This is a genomic window from Microbacterium sp. R1 (genome assembly GCF_015159725.1).
GTDB lineage: Bacteria > Actinomycetota > Actinomycetes > Actinomycetales > Microbacteriaceae > Microbacterium > Microbacterium oxydans.
The window spans coordinates 94,761-111,130 of record NZ_JADDUD010000002.1 but is presented as its reverse complement, the minus strand read 5'-3'; the positions used below and the strand labels follow the sequence as shown (position 1 = coordinate 111,130).

Below are 16,370 nucleotides of genomic sequence, written 5' to 3'. Positions count from 1 at the left end.
AGAGGTATCAATCGAGAGATCAGAACCCCTGTCCGGGTGACAAAAAGGGGAGGTCCGCACCCGATCAGGTGCGGACCTCCCCTTTTTCCGAGACGCGGCGTGTCAGCGCCGTCCCAGCTGGGTCGTGATCTCGGTGACCTGGTTGTAGATGGAGCGACGCTCCTTCATGAGCTCGCTGATCTTCTTGTACGCGTACATGACGGTCGTATGGTCGCGGTTGCCGAACAGCTGCCCGATCTTGGGGAGGGAGAGGTTCGTCCGTTCCCGGCACAGGTACATGGCGATCTGTCGAGCGGTGGCGATCTGCTGCGAGCGGCTGGACCCGTACAGGTCGTCGACGGTGAGCTTGAAGTACTGCGCGGTCGCCGTGATGATGTCGGTCGGCGAGATGATGTTGTCCTCTGCCGTGTCGATGATGTCGCGCAGCACGGTCTGGGCGAGCGCGATGTCGAGAGGCGATCGATTGAGGCTCGCGAACGCGGAGACGCGGATCAGTGCCCCCTCCAGCTCGCGGATGTTGGATGACACCACCGTGGCGATGTACTCGAGCACCTCGTCGGGGATGTGCAGAGACTCGCTCTGGGCCTTCTTGCGGAGAATGGCGATGCGGGTCTCCAGGTCGGGCGCCTGGACGTCGGTGATGAGACCCCACTCGAAGCGGCTGCGCATCCTGTCCTCGAAGCCGGTGAGGAGCTTGGGAGCCACGTCGCTGGTGATGACCACCTGCTTGTTGTGGTCGTGCAGGGTGTTGAACGTGTGGAAGAAGGCTTCCTGGGTCTCGGCCCGCCCCTGCAGGAACTGGATGTCGTCGATGAGGAGGATATCGACTTCCCGGTATCGCGCCTGGAAGGCAGCACCCCGGTTGTTGGCGATGGAGTTGATGAAGTCGTTCGTGAACTCCTCGCTGGAGACGTATCTGACCTTCACCCCCGCGTAGAGGGACTGCGCGTAATCGCCGATGGCGTGGAGGAGGTGGGTCTTGCCCAGTCCGGAGTCGCCGTAGATGAAGAGGGGGTTGTACGCCTTGGCCGGTGCTTCGGCGACCGCGACGGCGGCTGCGTGAGCGAAGCGGTTGGATTGTCCGATCACGAAGTTGTCGAAGGTGTACTTCGGGTTGAGGCGCGACTCGTGGCGCATCGGGGTGGGCGCAGGCTCCATGGGGGATTCGCTGCGCGTCTGCTCCTGACGGCCGAAGTCGCCGACGGCGATCGGCGCGGTCTGCTGCTCGGCGAGCTCGTGGTTGACCACGACGCGGTAGGAGGTGACCTCCTCGCCGATGTGCGAGAGGGCCTCCATGATCGGGAGACGCAGACGCTTGTTGATCTGCGCGGCCGTGAGATCGTTCGGAACCTCGAGATAGAGCGTGGCCGACATCACTCCGGCCGGGACGGCCAGGCTGAGGAAGCCCTGCAGTTGGGGTGTCACCCGGTCGTCGTCGACCAGAAGCTCCTGCACCGTGGTCCAGATGGGGACATCGGGCTGGGCAGGTGAGGACATGACGCTCCGGACGGGTGATCGAGGCGGGGTCTACGTGCCGTGTCCCCTGTGGATAACTTAGGATGCCACGGTAGTCATCCCGGCTGTGAACGGCAACCTGCCCTTGGAATCACGCGGGCGTGTTGCGTCGACGCGAGGTCCGGAGGTTGTGGATAATGGCTGTGCACCCGGTACCGCGCGACGGCTCCGTGAGAGCCCAGATTTGCTCTGTGCGCCGGTAAGACGTACCCTTACTTGGTTGACTTATGCCATTTTTGGCAGTACCCCATGTCTCCGGTCGAAGTGAACCCGGTGGCAGCATTCCCGGAGTGATTCCATGAGCAAGCGCACCTTCCAGCCCAACAACCGTCGTCGCGCCAAGAAGCACGGCTTCCGCGCCCGCATGCGTACGCGTGCCGGCCGTGGCATCCTCGCCGCCCGCCGCGCGAAGGGCCGCACCGAGCTCTCTGCGTAGTCCGCTGTGCTCGCCCGCCCGTATCGGCTGACTCGCGGGAGCGACTATCGTCTGGTCGTTCGTCGCGGATCCCGTTGTGGCGGGGCGCGTGTCATCACCTCGGTGTTGACCACGGGCGAGAACAGAGCCGCGAGGTTCGGATTCATCATCAGCAAGCAGGTGGGCACCGCAGTGGTGCGCAACTCCGTGCGTCGTCGGCTCAAGGCGGTGTGTGCGGAGGCGCTTCCACGGGTTCCTGAGGGCACGGATGTCGTCATCCGTGCCCTTCCTGCGTCTGCGACCGCCTCTTACGCGGAGCTCCGAGCCGATGTCGATCGGTGCCTCCGCCGCCTGGAGCCGGCGGCTTCCGCGGTGTCGGCATGACCGCCCTTCCGGCGTCGTCCGTCGGGACCGCACATCTGCATGCGCAGGACCTGGTGCGGAGCATTCCGGTGATCCCGCGGAATCTCGTGCTGGGGTTCCTCACCGCCTACCGCAAGGTCATCTCGCCGATGTATGGAGATGTCTGTGCGTACTACCCCAGCTGTTCCGCCTACGCTGTAGGTGCGGTGCAGCAGCACGGCGCAGTGAAGGGGGCGGCGCTCTCCGCATGGCGCATCCTCCGCTGCAACCCCTGGACCACCGGCGGCGTCGATGACGTCCGTCCGCACGAACACTTCCGTTACGACCTGACCGCACACGGTTTCGTCGTCCCTTCCCGAAAGGACTGATCGGTGGGTCTTGACCTTCTGCTCGCCAGCGCGACTCCCAGCCCTCAACCGGCGGGGGGTGGCTTCGATCTGATCGGCACCATCCTGTGGCCGCTCAAGTGGGTGGTCGAGCTGATCCTCGTCGCCTGGCACTGGCTGCTGACGGCTGTCGGTCTGCCCGCGGCCTCCGGCATCACCTGGGTGCTGTCGATCGTCGGACTCGTGATCGTCGTCCGTGCTGCTCTCATTCCGCTGTTCGTCAAGCAGATCAAGAGCCAGCGCAAGATGATGGAAATCGCTCCTGAACTGCGAAAAGTTCAGGAGAAGTACCGCGGCAAGAAGGATCAGCTCTCTCGTGAGGCCATGAGCCGCGAGACCATGGCGCTGTACAAGAAGCACGGTACGACACCGATGTCGAGCTGTCTGCCGCTTCTGGTGCAGATGCCGATCTTCTTCTCGCTCTACAGCGTGCTGAGCGATGTCAGCAAGCACGCTCGAGACAACATCGGTGGTGTCGGTCTCCTCAGTCCGGAGCTGACGAAGGAGTTCTACGACGCGAAGCTGTTCGGTGTGGCGTCGCTGCACGAGACGCTGGGTAACGCGATCGATGCGCAGAACACGACGGCCATCATCATCCTGGTCACGCTCGTGGTGCTCATGATCGGGTCGCAGTTCTTCACGCAGCTGCAGATCATCTCCAAGAACCTGTCGCCCGAGGCCAAAACCGGCCAGGCGTACCAGATGCAGAAGATCATGCTGTACGTGTTGCCGCTGGGCTTCATCTTCTCGGGTGTCTTCTTCCCGCTCGGCGTCGTCGTGTACTGGTTCATCTCGAACCTCTGGACCATGGGTCAGCAGTTCCTCGTCATCCGCGAGATGCCCACTCCCGGTTCCGAAGCTGCCAAGGCACGCGAGGAACGTCTTGCACGCAAGGGCAAGGCGATCGATTCCTCCGGCAAGGTCGTTCCGATGGCTGCCTACGAGGCTGAGCAGCAGCGTCTGCTCGAAGAGGCCGAGAAGGCGAAGGCAGAAGCACCGAAGCGTCAGCAGCCGGTCGGCAAGAAGCGTGCGAAGAAGAAGGGGAGCGGTTCATGAGCGAGACCATGACCGACAACACCGAGCCGACTGTGGCCCAGCTCGAGAATGAGGGAGACGTCGCGGCGGACTACCTCGAGGAGCTTCTCGACATCGCGGACATCGACGGTGATCTGAACCTGGATGTGCGGCAGGGCCGGGCATACGTCTCCGTCGAGGCTGAGGGCGATGCGCTGGCGTTGCTCTCCGCTCCGGAGACCGTGCAGGCTCTGCAGGAGCTGACTCGTCTCGCGGTGCAGAGCAAGACCGGTTCCTTCTCACGACTGATCCTCGACATCGCAGGCTCGCGCGACACGCGTCGTCGTCAGCTGGAGACCCTGGTCGACGCCGCGGCCGCCAAACTCGACGAGGGTTCCTCCCAGGCATCTCTGCCCTCGATGTCGAGCTATGAGCGCAAGCTCGTCCATGACATCGCCGCCGACCGGGGCCTTGTCTCCGAGTCCTACGGCGAGGGTGCTGACCGTCACACGGTCCTGCGCCGACGCTGACGTTTCACGTGAAACATCGGTCGAACGGGGACGATCATGAGTGATCTCGAGCAGGAGCCCTCTTCCGCTGCAGGTCTCTTCGGGGATCGTATCGACGTGGCGCGTGCCTTCACGGCTGCTCTTTCCCGCGAGGGGGAGGAGCGCGGCCTCATCGGCCCCCTCGAGCTCCCGCGCCTGTGGACGAGACACATCCTCAACAGTGCGATCGCCGCTCCGCTGTTCCACGGTTCGGTGGCGGATATCGGTTCGGGGGCCGGCCTACCGGGTCTCGTGCTCGCGATCGCGCGTCCTGATGTGCAGTGGACGCTGATCGAGCCGATGGAACGACGGGTCATCTGGCTCAACGAGCAGGTGGAGGCGCTGGATCTGTCCAACGTCGTGGTGCTGCGAGCTCGCGCGGAGGACGTACGTCCTCCGGAGGGCTTCGATGTGGTCACTGCTCGTGCGGTGAGTGCGCTCCGTACCTTGATTCCGCTGACCGCACCGCTGGTTCGTGACGGTGGCGAGCTCACTCTGCTCAAAGGCATGAATGCAGCGAACGAGATCGATGCCGCACAGAAGCAGATCAAGAAGTTCCGCCTCTCGGACGTTCGCGTCGAGGTGCTGGGTGAGGGAGTCATCCCCGAGACGACTCGGGTGATTCGCGCGCGCGTCCGCTAGTCACGTCTTCATCGAAGGGGGATGTTTCACGTGAAACATCCCCCTTCGTGTTCATCGGCAGGGTCTCATCGCTCGGGCATCACCGTCTCCGTGCTTTGGCGCCCGTAATGCCTCGCTCCGCGCGCGACCAACCAGGGCTATCACGACCTCGACGAGACCGACTGCCCATCTGAAAGCGGATTCGCGCGCCGCACGCAGCGTGATGTTCGCCGGGAGGGGAGGCCCTATCGCCGCAGCTCCCCAGTTAGGACACCTCACCATCGCCATCGGCATCGGCATCATGTCGCTCGAATGGTTCTGCATCGCTGGGAGAGGCTCGGAATCGTTGTGCACTACGTCTCGTGAGCACCACTAGCCAGGCATCCTCGTGCGCTGCGTCGTGATGGCTCTGGTGCCGTCCGCGTACGCGGTGTTTCACGTGAAACGGGTACGCCATAGAGGGGGAGTTCCGGGCGCGCGGCGTCCTGGGAGGAGAGTTGTCGACTCGGTCATCTGGCGTGTAGCCCCGTAACATCCGTGGCGCGACATTCGAGGCACAACACCCCTGGCGTGAAGCCCTGGCATAGACCCGGGGCGTTCGGGTTGCGCTAACCCCGCATGATGGGGCGGTCCACGTGAGAGCTCGGTGGCCGGGAATCGTCCGGACTAGGTTCAAGTGAATCCCGACATCGAAGGGTGGCGGCTTCATAATGTTGCTCTTCTACCGTGTTTCACGTGAAACATGCAGATCGGACCGCTGATGAAGCCCTCTCCGTCGAGGAGGGGGCTTGCTCTGCGCGGTAGAGAACAGATCTGTCGCGCGCCCAAGTCCCTGAGACTAGACGGAGTGTCGCAGGCAGCCGGCGGTGAGATGCTCCTGGTGGCTGCTCGGTGGATGGCCTACGACGGCTTCATGGTCTTGCCTCTCGACGGTGTTTCACGTGAAACATGCAGACCGGACCACCTATGCCGGCCCTCTGGTCGAGGAGAGTGGGCTGAGTCATCCTCTGTCGCGCGTCCGGTCCCTGACAACAGACGGAGTGTCGCAGGCAGCCGGCGGTGAGAAGCTCCTGGTTGCTGCCCGGCGGATGGCATACGACGGCTTCGTGGTTTCGCCGGTCGACGGTGTTTCACGTGAAACATCCAGACCAGACCGCGTGTGACGGCCCTTTGGTCGAAGAGAGTGGGCTGAGTCATCCTCTGTGCGGTAGAGAACAGATCTCGACGTGCGCCGGAAGCGCCTGAGGATAGACGGAGTGTCACAGGCACCCGGGGGATAGAAGTTGTTGGTGCTGCGAGTCGGACGGCGCCCGCCGGCTCTGCCGACACAGGGACGTCTGAAACCACATGCGTGGCGCAGCGCAGGGGGAGTTCCTCGCCGTGGCCGGCCAGAGGCGTGAGGACCACCCCCGTCTGGGTCAGTGGGTGGTGACACCGAAACATGACCGGCGTGGCGGTGCCGAGCGCAGCGAAGCTCGTCACTCTGTCGGCGATTCCATCTGACGGCCCCGGCACACTCCGTCTACTGTGGAGACTCCTGCAAGTGGGGTGCGCTGTACCCGCCAGCACCGGGAGAGGGCAGCCCGGCAGGCTAGCTGTCGTCATCATCGCCACAGTGCGCACTGTTTCACGTGAAACATCCGCCAAGCGATGCGGGGAGCGGAGCGCGAGAAGCCGGTCTGGCGGAGACTGGCCGCGGGAACAAGGACCCCGACGTACTTCGCTCGAGCTGCGACAGTGCTCTCGTCATCGAACGTCTCTGCTTGCGATTAGAGTGGAACGCGGCCCCGAAAGGAGTGGATGTTTCACGTGAAACCATCCGAGAAGACATCCTCGAGCGAATCGTTCGGGATGGACACGCCGCTTGCGCGGGAACTCGCTGACCTCTCCGCCCGCAGGCGCGCACTCGAAGGGGTTGCCGTGGAGTTCACCGGCGAAACCCGCGTTCTCACGGTGTCGAACCAGAAGGGTGGCGTGGGAAAGACCACCACCGCCGTGAACATCGCTTCCGCACTGGCAGGGATGGGCGGGAAGGTGCTGGTCATCGACCTCGACCCGCAGGGAAACGCATCCACAGCCCTGGGAGTACCCCACAGTGCTGAGGTCTCCAGTGTCTACGACGTGCTGATCGACGAGCTTCCGCTGGCAGACATCGTGCAGCAGAGCCCGGAGGATCCCAACCTCTTCTGCGCACCGAGCACGATCCACCTCGCGGGGGCGGAGATCGAGCTGGTCGCGCAGGTCGCTCGAGAGCATCGTCTTCGTCGCGCGCTCGACGTGTACCTCGCAGAGCACCCGATGGACTTCGTCATCATCGACTGCCCACCCTCCCTGGGCCTGCTCACGATCAACGCCTTCACCGCCGCGACAGAGGTTTTCATCCCCATCCAGTGCGAGTACTACGCACTGGAAGGATTGAGCCAACTGCTCGGCAGCATTCAGATGATCCAGAAGCACCTGAACCCGGTGCTCCACCTCTCGACGATCCTGCTGACGATGTTTGATGGGCGTACCCGTCTGGCACAACAGGTCGCGGAGGAAGTGCGGACGCATTTCCCCGAGCAGGTGCTGGAGACCGTGATCCCTCGATCCGTACGGGTATCCGAGGCCCCGAGTTTCGGCCAGACCGTGATCGCCTACGACGCCCAATCCGCCGGCGCGATCGCATACCGTGAGGCCGCTGTTGAGATCGCGTCGCGCAGAGCGACGCAGAGCAAGGAGAAATGATGGCGAAGCGCACTGGACTGGGCCGGGGCATCGGTGCCCTCATCCCCACGGCGGATCAGTCGGAACGTCCCGTCGATGTCTTCTTCCCGGGCGCGAGCCTGCGACAGACGAGCACCGAGGCGGCTCCCGTGGCCGATGCCGAGGCGCCGGAGCTCGAGAATGTCCCCGGCATTCATCTGGTCCAGGTCGACCCGAACAGCATCGTCGCGAATCCGCGTCAGCCTCGGACGCACTTCGACCCCGAGGATCTCGCAGAGCTGGTGCACAGCGTCCGCGAGTTCGGGGTGCTGCAGCCCGTCGTGGTTCGAAAGAACGCCGATGGCGAGTACGAGCTCATCATGGGGGAGCGCCGCACGCGCGCCGCGCGCGAGGCCGGCCTCGACGTCATCCCCGCGATCGTCCGTGACACCGCAGACGAGGATCTGCTGCGCGACGCCCTGCTGGAGAACCTCCACCGTTCAGAGCTGAACCCGCTCGAAGAGGCCTCTGCATACCAGCAGCTGCTCGACGACTTCGGAATCACCCAGGAGGAACTGGCCACGCGCATCGGCCGTTCCCGCCCGCAGATCAGCAACACGATTCGACTGCTGAAGCTCCCCGTCCCGGTGCAGCAGCGGGTGGCTGCCGGAGTGCTCACTGCCGGGCACGCGCGAGCGATCCTGAGTCTCGAGACACCGGAGTCGATGCAGCGCCTTGCGGACAAGGTCGTGAATGAAGACCTCTCGGTGCGCGCGACGGAGGAAGCGGCGAAGGCACAGCCCCGTGCCGGGTCGTCCGCGAAGCCGACCCCGGGTGCGCGACGCGCGTATCTGGATGAGGTGGCCGGCAAGCTCGGCGACCGTCTCAACACGCGTGTGAAGATCGCACTGGGAGCGCGAAAAGGGCAGGTCACTATCGATTTCGCTTCCATCCAGGATCTCAATCGGATTCTCGAGGAGCTCGGAGAAGGCGGTTACGGCTCGTCGAAGTGAGGTCCCGCCAGCGGCAGCGCTAGCCTAGACTCGCGTCATCGTGACGACGAGGGGGATGTCATGTCGAGAACAGCCGGTCCAGCAGCCATCAAGCGCCGTGTGATCGCGGTCAGCATCGCCGCCGCGTTGGGTGGATTCCTCTTCGGATTCGACACCGCAGTGATCAACGGGGCGGTCGACGCGCTCGCGGGCGACGTCTCCGGATTCGACCTCGGTACTGCGCTCAAGGGATTCGCCGTGTCGTCGGCCCTCATCGGCTGTGCCGTGGGCGCGTGGTTCGCCGGCCCCGTCTCCAACAAGTACGGACGCATCCCCGTGATGGTGGTCGCGGCCACGATGTTCTTCATCTCCGCGATCGGATCCGGTCTCGCCTTCAGCGTCGTCGACCTCATCATCTGGCGGGTGATCGGGGGACTGGGAGTCGGAGCCGCCTCCGTGATCGCGCCGGCGTACATCGCCGAGGTGTCACCCGCAGCGATCAGAGGTCGCCTGGGCTCGCTGCAGCAGCTGGCGATCGTCACCGGTATCTTCGCCGCGCTGCTCTCCGATGCGCTGCTCGCAGGCATCGCCGGCGCGGCGGACCAGCCGCTGTGGGGACTCACCGCCTGGCGCTGGATGTTCATGGTCGCCGCGATCCCTGCGCTGGTCTACGGACTGGTCTCGCTGCGACTCCCGGAATCTCCGCGCTATCTGGTGCGCAAGGGCGAGCTGAAACGGGCGGCAGACGTGCTGGAGACCGTCACCGGCACGGTCGACGTCCAGGGCAAGATCGAGGAGATCACCGGCACGATCAACACGGAGCGCTCGGAATCGTTGCGTGATCTGCGTGGTAATCGCCTGGGGCTGAAGCCCATCGTCTGGATCGGCATCCTGCTGTCCGTTTTCCAGCAGTTCGTCGGTATCAACGTCATCTTCTACTACTCGACGACGCTCTGGCAGTCGGTGGGCTTCGATGAGTCCAGTGCTCTCCTGACCTCCGTCATCACCTCGGTCACGAACATCGTGGTCACGATCGTGGCGATCCTGCTCGTCGACAGGGTCGGTCGCCGGATCATGCTGCTGGTGGGCTCGGTCGGCATGACCGTGACGCTCGGCCTCATGGCAGTGGCCTTCTCGTTCGGCACACTGGATGCGCAGGGGACGGCGACGCTCCCCGACCCGTGGGCCACGATCGCCCTGGTCTGTGCGAACGGATTCGTGGTGTTCTTCGGTGCGAGCTGGGGGCCGCTGGTCTGGGTTCTGCTCGGCGAGATCTTCCCGAACTCCATCAGAGCCGGAGCCCTCGCGGTGGCCGCAGCGGCACAGTGGGTCGCCAACTTCTTCATCTCCACCACCTTCCCGGCCTTCGCCGAGATCGGCCTCACGTTCGCCTACGGGTTCTACGCGTTCTTCGCGCTCCTGTCGTTCTTCTTCGTGTTCTTCAAGGTGCCGGAGACCAAGGGCAAGGAGCTCGAGGACATGACGGAGAACATGAAGGTGGAGCGCCGGCGGGGTCCGCAGCCGACGTAGGCTGGGAGTATGACCGAGTCCGTACAGCGCCGCGCCAGCCTGGAAGTGTTGCGCGCCGAAGCGTCGGACGAACTCGCGGTCCTCATCCAGGAGCGGCTTCTCGGCGGAGAGGATCCGTGGGAGTTCATGGAGGAGCTCCCGAGCGTCGACGAACTCGTCGTCTACCTGCTGCGCGCCGACAACATCAATGCGAACGACGGTGTGCGCCCCAACGCGGCCAGGCACTACCGGGTGCTGCGGCAGATCGCCCTGGAGTACCCGGAGCTGACCTCGGCCGTCTGGGGCCTCCTCGACGAGAAGCAGCGCCATCGCCGCTGGGACCCGACCGTCGCCGACGCCTCCTGACGTGGAGGTCGTGCTCGTTCCGCATGACCCGACGTGGTCGGAGACCTTCGTACATGTCGCGGCGGAACTGCGCAGGCATGGGAATCCGGACTGGCTCGTCGAACACGTCGGATCCACGGCGATCCCCGGGATGAGCGCGAAGCCGATCATCGACGTCGCGGTGCGCATCGCCGATGACGAAGACCTCGAGCTGCATCGACCTGGGCTCGAGGCCGCAGGATGGGCGGTCGGGAGCAGTGTGCGAAGCCATCGGGTGATGATCATCGAAGAGAACGGTGTACGTACGCGAATCGCCCACTTCTTCGAAGCCGCCGATTGGGATCAGGTGAACCAGCGCATCCTTCGCGACTGGCTGTTGCAGAATCCGGAGGATGCCCGGCTCTACGAGCGGGCGAAGCACGCTGCGGTTGACGCCTCGCGCAGGGGAGACGAGTCGTACAACGCGGGGAAGACCGCGGTGGTTCAGCTCCTCGTCGACCGTGCACGTGCTGCTCGCGGGCTGCCGTCGGTCTCCGTGTACGACAAAGACTGACCAGAGCGGTCCGCGGGACGACTCGGGGCGGACACGAGAAAGGGCCGCACCTCCCCGGGAGGTGCGGCCCTTCGTCTCGGGGGACTCAGCCGATGAACGCGGCCAGGTCCTTCTCCAGCGCGAACTTGGGCTTCGCGCCGATGATGGTCGTCTTGACCTCACCGCCGTGGAAGACCTTCATCGCCGGGATCGACGTGATCTGGTACTTCATCGCCAGCTCAGGGTTCTCGTCGACGTTGAGCTTGAGGATGGTGATCTTGTCGGGGTTGTCCGCCTGGATCTCGTCCAGGACCGGTGCGACCATACGACACGGACCACACCACTCGGCCCAGAAGTCCACCAGCACGGGACCGTCGGCCTGCAGAACGTCCTGCTCCCAGGTCGCCTGGCTCGTAGCCTTTGCACTCATCAGAGTTCTCCTTGATTCGAGGTTCGCCTGCTACAACAGCGGGCGAGGGAAAAGTGTTCCCGCCCCTACGCGGTGGCGGTGAGGATCTCCGCGGCCTCGGCGGCCGGAACCTCCACGGAAGGGTCTTCGAGGTCGGCCAGGAAGTGCTCCGCGTCGAGAGCAGCGACCGTGCCGGAGCCGGCCGCCGTGATGGCCTGACGGTAGGTGGGGTCGATCACGTCACCGGCAGCGAAGACTCCCGGAACCGACGTCTTCGACGAGCGGCCGTCGACCCAGATGGTGCCTTCCGGCGTGAGCTCGAGCTTGTCGTGCACGAGGTGCGTGCGCGGGTCGTTGCCGATCGCGATGAAGAGCCCGTCGAGCGGGAGGTCGCTGAGCGTGCCGTCGACCGTGGAACGCAGCTGCACACCGGTCACGGAGTCGCCTCCGAGGACCTCGGCGACCTCGCTGTTCCACACGAACTCGATCTTCTCGTTCGCGAAGGCGCGCTCCTGCATGATCTTCGAGGCCCGCAGGGTGTCCTTGCGGTGGATCACGTAGACCTTGTCTGCGAAGCGGGTGAGGAACGTGGCCTCTTCCATGGCGGAGTCGCCACCGCCGACGACGGCGATCGTCTTCTCGCGGAAGAAGAACCCGTCGCACGTGGCGCACCAGGAGACGCCGTAGCCGGAGAGGCGCTCTTCGCCGGCGATGTCGAGCTTGCGGTACGCCGAGCCGGTCGCGTAGATGAGGGACTGCGTCTCGTGCTCCGCACCGCTGCCGAGGATGACCTTCTTGACGGGCCCCTCGAGCTGGAGTTCGGTGACATCGTCGTAGACGACCTCGGTGCCGAACTTCTCCGCCTGCTCCTGGAACTTGGCCATGAGCTCAGGTCCCTGGATCCCCTCGGGGAAGCCGGGGTAGTTCTCGACCTCGGTGGTGTTCATCAGCTCTCCGCCGACCTCGACGGAGCTCGCGATGAGCAGCGGCTTGAGGTTCGCCCTGGCCGCGTAGATGGCAGCCGTGAATCCGGCGGGGCCGGAGCCGATGATGATGACCTGACGCATGTGATCTCCGTCTTAGAAACTGCAGTCGAATGACCTTCGAATGCTTCAACCCATGGTAACCGCGAGGCATTCCCTGCGCAGGGTGGGGCGCAGCGGCGGAGCGGGCTGGGTGGGTGGATCAGCGCCCGGGGAAGAACCGGCGGACGAGAGCAGTGCCGGCCTTGAGCTCGGGGGCGCGCATCACGGCGAGGATTGCGACGTAGACGACCACCACGACGAGGCCGATGATCGCGGTACCTACGGCGCCCTGGATCTTGTCGACCATCATCCATCCTGAGGTACCGCCGAGCAGGACGAATGCTCCCCAGCCGGCCAGCCCCGCCGGGATGCCGGCGATCGCGAACCGGCCGATGGCCGACATCCAGGAAGCCACCTGAAGGCCACCGATCTTTCGATGCAGCAACCAGGTGGCGAGGATCGTCTGCAGGATGCTCGCGATCGACTGTCCGAGCGCGACCGCAGCGGCGAGCGACGTCAGAGGGATGATCCCCGCCTCTCGCATGCCGAGGGCGACGAGAGCGGTGACGACGATGAGGACGCACTGGATGATCGTGAACCAGAACGGGGTCCGGGTGTCGTCGTAGGCGTAGAAGGTTCGCTGCACGATGAAGAGGATCGTGAGGGGGATGAGTCCGACGAGGTAGGCGATGAGCACCAGAGCAGCCGCCTGAGCGTCGTCGGCGGAGTCAGTGAATACACGGGATGCGGGGATGGCGGCAGCGGCGACGGCGGCGGCCGCTGCCACGATGAAGAACAACAGGGTTCGAATGCTTCGTGCGATGTCGGCCCGGACCTCATCGTCGCGTCCGGCGGCGGCGTGGCCGCTGATCTGGGTGAAGTACGGAGTCCCGATCGAGAGCACGATCACCGAGTACGGCAGCATGAAGATCAGCCAGGCGTTCGCTGTCACCGTGGCGGACGCGCCGAGACCGGCCACCTCACTGACGATGTACCCCTGAAGAACCCCGGCGGAGAGGCTCGCGAAGGCCATGAGGAACGTCCAGCCCGCCAGGCGACCGACGTTGCCGAGCCCCACCCCCCGCCAGTGGAAGTCGGGTTTCAGTGCGAGGCCGGTGCGACGCCAGAAGACGAGGAGGACGACCGCCTGGAGCGCGATGCCGAGGGTGGCAGTGGCGCCGAGCAGGGTGATCATCTCCGGCGTCCAGTCGGAGGCCTTCGTGGACACGGGACCGAACAGTGCTCCGAGCGCGAGGAAGCCTGCGATGGACACGATGTTGTTGACGACAGGAGCCCAGGTGAACGGACCGAAGATCTTTCGTGCGTTGAGTGCCTCGCCCAACATGGCGTAGAGGCCGTAGAGGAGGATCTGCGGCAGGCACCAGTACGCGAGTGCCGTGGCGAGGGCGAGAGTGGACTCGTTCGCCTTGCCGGCGACCAGATGCACCAGCCATGGAGCTGCTGCCGTCGCGAGTCCCGTCACCACGACCAGAACGACCGTGCCCAGGGTGAACAACTTGGAGATGAAGGCGTTGCCGCCGTCGGCGTCCGCCGTCGCCTTGACGATCTGCGGGACGATCACGGCCGTGAGGATCCCCACGGAGATCAGGGAGAACACGCTGTTCGGAAGCTGGTTCGCGTAGGTGAACGCGTCGGCCGCTTCGGATGCGACAGATCCGAGCACACCGACGAGGACGATGCTGCGCAGGAGCCCGGTGACGCGTGAGACGAGGGTGCCGGCGCCGATGATGGCGCTCGCCCGGCCGAGGCTACTCATTCGTATCCGGGGTCGAGGACGTGTCGTGGGCCGATGACGTGCCGTTGCTCGGTGTCCCATCCGGTCGGGCGTTCACGGCGTCCTCTTCCAATGACTCGATCTCTGCTTCCACAGCCGCCTCCTCGGCGGCCTCGCGGCGCTTGCGGCGGACGGTGCGGATCACGCCGAGCACGATGAGGAGTGCGGCGAGGCCCCCGAAGACGATGAGGCCGATGGTCTCCCACTCCGCTCGTACAGCTACCCTGATCTTCTGCTGATCCTGGATCTGCACGCCGGTGGGGCTGTAGAGGCTGAGGCGCAGGTCGACCTCGCCGCTGCCGACCCGTGCGGACACCGGGACCTTGACGCGCTTGGTGGAGTTCGCCTCGACGACCGTCTCCGTCACCGGCTTCACCTCGAGTCGAGGGTCGGTGGGGGAGACGAACAACTGCACCGTCACCGGCCACGGCAGGTCGTTGCGCACGGCGATCGGCAGATCAGCGTTGGCGGTGAGCAGTTGGATCGTGCTCGACGGGGGGATGCTCACGGCGGCGAGCGTCTCCGAGGTGCGCTTCTGGTGCTCTTCGACCTTCTTCGCGAAAGCCTTCGCCGACGATCCGACGGACAGCGTCCGGAGGATCCTGATGCGTTCAGGGCTCAGCAGTACCTGCGGGTCAGCGAGGATCGACGAGAAGGCGGTGAGCGTTCCCTCGTCGGCCAAGAGGGTCGTCACCGCTGCCGCACGCGCGGGATCGGCTTCCGATGTGAGCGCGGCCGATGCGGGCGGGGTGGCGCGCAGTGCCGAGAGTTCGAATCCGATCGAATCGGCCGTGGAGATCGCGTCGCGCAGCGCGTCCGCATTGCGGTTCTCGTCGCGGTCGAGCCCGATCAGCAACGGGGCACCCGCGACGCGGCTCTCAGCCAGTGTCAGGAGCGCGGCGGCTTCGGCCAGGAGCCGTTGACGATCGACGGAGTCGGCCTCCGCGGCGACCTGGGAAAGAGTCTGCGACAGGCCGCTGTCGGTGACCAGGAGGTCGTGCCCGCCGACGGTGGCGTGCGCGGCGCTCTGTCCGTCCAGCGCTGCGGAGGAGACGATCGTGCTCGTCCCCCCACCCAGGTAGCTCGCGAAGGTGTCGAGATCCTCTTCTCGCAGCTCGTCGTCCGGCCACAGGATCTGAGGGAGCGCGCCATCGATCGCCGTGAGCTCCGCGTCGTCGGGCAGCTGAGGAGTGCCGGTCGGGCTGGGTGTCGGGCCCGGTGTCGCGGTCGAGTCCGCCGTCGGCGACGACGTGGCAGGCGTCTGCGGAAAGTCGGCGGGGTTCAGGAACGTCGCCAACGTCGTCGGCTGCAGCAATGCGGGTAGACCCGCCTGCGCTTGCGCCGTCGCATCCGCATCACCGAACTGCAGTGCGAACCGCGTGTTCGGCAGAGCTTCCAGTCGGTCGAGCCAGTCCCGCGCGGTCTCCGGAGCCGCGGAACCCAGAGCGCGGATTGCGGCGAGAATAGCGGGATCGATGGCGAGCACCGCAGTGGTGCCGGCCACACCGTCGAGCTGAGCGGTCAGGGCCCCCTCGGGTCCGGTGAGAGTACTGAGTTCCTCCGCGCTCAACAGCACGCCGTTGTCGGGGGTCGCCGTGAGCGGGACCATGACGCCGACCTGAGCGGTCTGGGAATCGGCGACAACGAGCACGCTGGTCGCCGTGGCCTCGACCGTCGCCGTACGATCCTCAGGTGTGTTCACCGTCTTGGCACCCGTGAGCTCCGCCCGCAGCGGGTAGACACCGGGGGCGAGGGCGCCGAGGGTCTCGGCAGGGACGAAGACCGTGGTCATGCCGGAGGCACCGGCGTCGAGCGCGGCCGTCGTGTCGGAGCCGATCGTGTCGAAATCGCCCGGTGCCTCGCCCTCATCGAGCCAGTTCGTGACCGAGGCTTCGTCCGTCAGGGGAGTTCTGCTGAGCTCCACCTGCACCTGACCACTCGACAGCTTCGATTCCGTCTCGTTCTGCACCGTGAGCATCGCCGTGGTGGAGGAGCCGGGGGCGACGAGGCCGCGCAGACCCGCGGAGACATGGAAGGCGACGCTCGCTTCCTCGTCGGAAGCGGACCCGCCGGCGGCGACGGCCGTGCTCGGTGCGACGACAGCGCACGCGCCCAGCACGATAGCGAGGACGGCGGTCCTGCCGGCGAGCCTTCGCAGGCGCGCACGGAGGCCGTGCTCGGGGGTGATGGCGGTCATGAGGGTCTTCCTCGAACGC

Annotated in this window: 16 protein-coding genes; 11 read left to right on the top strand and 5 right to left on the bottom strand. The window is 65.2% G+C overall.

Annotation, left to right across the window (positions count from 1 at the left end; all coding sequences use genetic code 11):
* Window positions 1–102: 102 nt before the first annotated feature.
* Window positions 103–1,497: a chromosomal replication initiator protein DnaA gene (dnaA, locus tag ILP86_RS12350; RefSeq protein WP_046747968.1), complete on the bottom strand. Its 1,395-nt coding sequence runs from the start codon at window positions 1,495–1,497 to the stop codon at window positions 103–105.
* Window positions 1,498–1,813: 316 nt separating this feature from the next.
* On the opposite strand from dnaA, the gene rpmH reads away from it, so the two are divergent.
* The 11 genes from rpmH to ILP86_RS12295 all read left to right on the top strand — a co-directional run bounded on the left by rpmH (window position 1,814) and on the right by ILP86_RS12295 (window position 10,946).
* On the top strand, window positions 1,814–1,951 hold the full coding sequence (rpmH, locus tag ILP86_RS12345) for a 50S ribosomal protein L34 (protein WP_013584598.1): 138 nt from the start codon (window positions 1,814–1,816) through the stop codon (window positions 1,949–1,951).
* Window positions 1,952–1,957: 6 nt separating this feature from the next.
* Window positions 1,958–2,314, top strand: a complete 357-nt coding sequence (gene rnpA, locus ILP86_RS12340; protein ID WP_082108634.1) for a ribonuclease P protein component — start codon at window positions 1,958–1,960, stop codon at window positions 2,312–2,314.
* Complete coding sequence (yidD, locus tag ILP86_RS12335; RefSeq protein ID WP_046747966.1) at window positions 2,311–2,661, top strand: membrane protein insertion efficiency factor YidD; 351 nt, start codon at window positions 2,311–2,313, stop codon at window positions 2,659–2,661. The genes rnpA and yidD overlap by 4 nt, the downstream gene beginning before the upstream one ends.
* A 3-nt stretch (window positions 2,662–2,664) precedes the next feature.
* Window positions 2,665–3,735 carry a membrane protein insertase YidC gene (yidC, locus tag ILP86_RS12330; RefSeq protein ID WP_058630955.1) on the top strand — a complete coding sequence of 357 codons (1,071 nt, stop codon included), beginning with the start codon at window positions 2,665–2,667 and terminating at the stop codon, window positions 3,733–3,735.
* Complete coding sequence (locus ILP86_RS12325; protein WP_046747964.1) at window positions 3,732–4,223, top strand: R3H domain-containing nucleic acid-binding protein; 492 nt, start codon at window positions 3,732–3,734, stop codon at window positions 4,221–4,223. Before yidC ends, ILP86_RS12325 begins: the two co-directional genes overlap by 4 nt.
* Before the next feature lie 36 nt (window positions 4,224–4,259).
* Window positions 4,260–4,883, top strand: coding sequence for a 16S rRNA (guanine(527)-N(7))-methyltransferase RsmG (rsmG, locus tag ILP86_RS12320; protein ID WP_058630981.1), 624 nt, complete (start codon window positions 4,260–4,262; stop codon window positions 4,881–4,883).
* A 1,830-nt stretch (window positions 4,884–6,713) separates the two neighbouring features.
* Window positions 6,714–7,589 carry a ParA family protein gene (locus ILP86_RS12315; protein ID WP_227751222.1) on the top strand — a complete coding sequence of 292 codons (876 nt, stop codon included), beginning with the start codon at window positions 6,714–6,716 and terminating at the stop codon, window positions 7,587–7,589.
* Window positions 7,589–8,560: a ParB/RepB/Spo0J family partition protein gene (locus ILP86_RS12310; RefSeq protein WP_174799742.1), complete on the top strand. Its 972-nt coding sequence runs from the start codon at window positions 7,589–7,591 to the stop codon at window positions 8,558–8,560. The genes ILP86_RS12315 and ILP86_RS12310 overlap by 1 nt, the downstream gene beginning before the upstream one ends.
* A gap of 60 nt (window positions 8,561–8,620) precedes the next feature.
* The gene (locus ILP86_RS12305) at window positions 8,621–10,069 is read left to right on the top strand and encodes a sugar porter family MFS transporter (RefSeq protein ID WP_227751221.1); all 1,449 of its coding nucleotides are present in this window, start codon (window positions 8,621–8,623) and stop codon (window positions 10,067–10,069) included.
* Between the two features lie 9 nt (window positions 10,070–10,078).
* The gene (locus ILP86_RS12300) at window positions 10,079–10,414 is read left to right on the top strand and encodes a hypothetical protein (protein WP_046747959.1); all 336 of its coding nucleotides are present in this window, start codon (window positions 10,079–10,081) and stop codon (window positions 10,412–10,414) included.
* 1 nt (window position 10,415) lies between these two features.
* Window positions 10,416–10,946: a GrpB family protein gene (locus ILP86_RS12295; protein WP_179516369.1), complete on the top strand. Its 531-nt coding sequence runs from the start codon at window positions 10,416–10,418 to the stop codon at window positions 10,944–10,946.
* Window positions 10,947–11,031: 85 nt separating this feature from the next.
* Here the strand turns inward: ILP86_RS12295 and trxA are convergent, their stop codons facing one another.
* The 4 genes from trxA to ILP86_RS12275 all read right to left on the bottom strand — a co-directional run bounded on the left by trxA (window position 11,032) and on the right by ILP86_RS12275 (window position 16,351).
* Window positions 11,032–11,355: a thioredoxin gene (trxA, locus tag ILP86_RS12290; protein ID WP_021201395.1), complete on the bottom strand. Its 324-nt coding sequence runs from the start codon at window positions 11,353–11,355 to the stop codon at window positions 11,032–11,034.
* Window positions 11,356–11,420: 65 nt separating this feature from the next.
* Window positions 11,421–12,401 carry a thioredoxin-disulfide reductase gene (gene trxB, locus ILP86_RS12285; RefSeq protein ID WP_046747958.1) on the bottom strand — a complete coding sequence of 327 codons (981 nt, stop codon included), beginning with the start codon at window positions 12,399–12,401 and terminating at the stop codon, window positions 11,421–11,423.
* Window positions 12,402–12,519: 118 nt separating this feature from the next.
* The gene (murJ, locus tag ILP86_RS12280; protein WP_193762102.1) at window positions 12,520–14,136 is read right to left on the bottom strand and encodes a murein biosynthesis integral membrane protein MurJ; all 1,617 of its coding nucleotides are present in this window, start codon (window positions 14,134–14,136) and stop codon (window positions 12,520–12,522) included.
* Entirely contained in the window at window positions 14,129–16,351 is a 2,223-nt protein-coding gene (locus ILP86_RS12275) for a DUF6049 family protein (RefSeq protein ID WP_227751220.1), read from the bottom strand. Before ILP86_RS12275 ends, murJ begins: the two co-directional genes overlap by 8 nt.
* Between the last annotated feature and the right edge of the window lie 19 nt (window positions 16,352–16,370).

Excerpts from the sequence above, each read along its gene's own strand:
- ILP86_RS12300 (WP_046747959.1), top strand. The coding sequence starts at position 10,079 with ATGACCGAGTCCGTACAGCGCCGCGCCAGCCTGGAAGTGTTGCGCGCC.
- murJ (WP_193762102.1), bottom strand. The coding sequence starts at position 14,136 with ATGAGTAGCCTCGGCCGGGCGAGCGCCATCATCGGCGCCGGCACCCTC.
- ILP86_RS12305 (WP_227751221.1), top strand. The coding sequence starts at position 8,621 with ATGTCGAGAACAGCCGGTCCAGCAGCCATCAAGCGCCGTGTGATCGCG.
- yidD (WP_046747966.1), top strand. The coding sequence starts at position 2,311 with ATGACCGCCCTTCCGGCGTCGTCCGTCGGGACCGCACATCTGCATGCG.
- rpmH (WP_013584598.1), top strand. The coding sequence starts at position 1,814 with ATGAGCAAGCGCACCTTCCAGCCCAACAACCGTCGTCGCGCCAAGAAG.
- ILP86_RS12310 (WP_174799742.1), top strand. The coding sequence starts at position 7,589 with ATGGCGAAGCGCACTGGACTGGGCCGGGGCATCGGTGCCCTCATCCCC.
- trxB (WP_046747958.1), bottom strand. The coding sequence starts at position 12,401 with ATGCGTCAGGTCATCATCATCGGCTCCGGCCCCGCCGGATTCACGGCT.
- dnaA (WP_046747968.1), bottom strand. The coding sequence starts at position 1,497 with ATGTCCTCACCTGCCCAGCCCGATGTCCCCATCTGGACCACGGTGCAG.
- ILP86_RS12325 (WP_046747964.1), top strand. The coding sequence starts at position 3,732 with ATGAGCGAGACCATGACCGACAACACCGAGCCGACTGTGGCCCAGCTC.
- rsmG (WP_058630981.1), top strand. The coding sequence starts at position 4,260 with ATGAGTGATCTCGAGCAGGAGCCCTCTTCCGCTGCAGGTCTCTTCGGG.
- trxA (WP_021201395.1), bottom strand. The coding sequence starts at position 11,355 with ATGAGTGCAAAGGCTACGAGCCAGGCGACCTGGGAGCAGGACGTTCTG.
- ILP86_RS12315 (WP_227751222.1), top strand. The coding sequence starts at position 6,714 with ATGGACACGCCGCTTGCGCGGGAACTCGCTGACCTCTCCGCCCGCAGG.
- ILP86_RS12275 (WP_227751220.1), bottom strand. The coding sequence starts at position 16,351 with ATGACCGCCATCACCCCCGAGCACGGCCTCCGTGCGCGCCTGCGAAGG.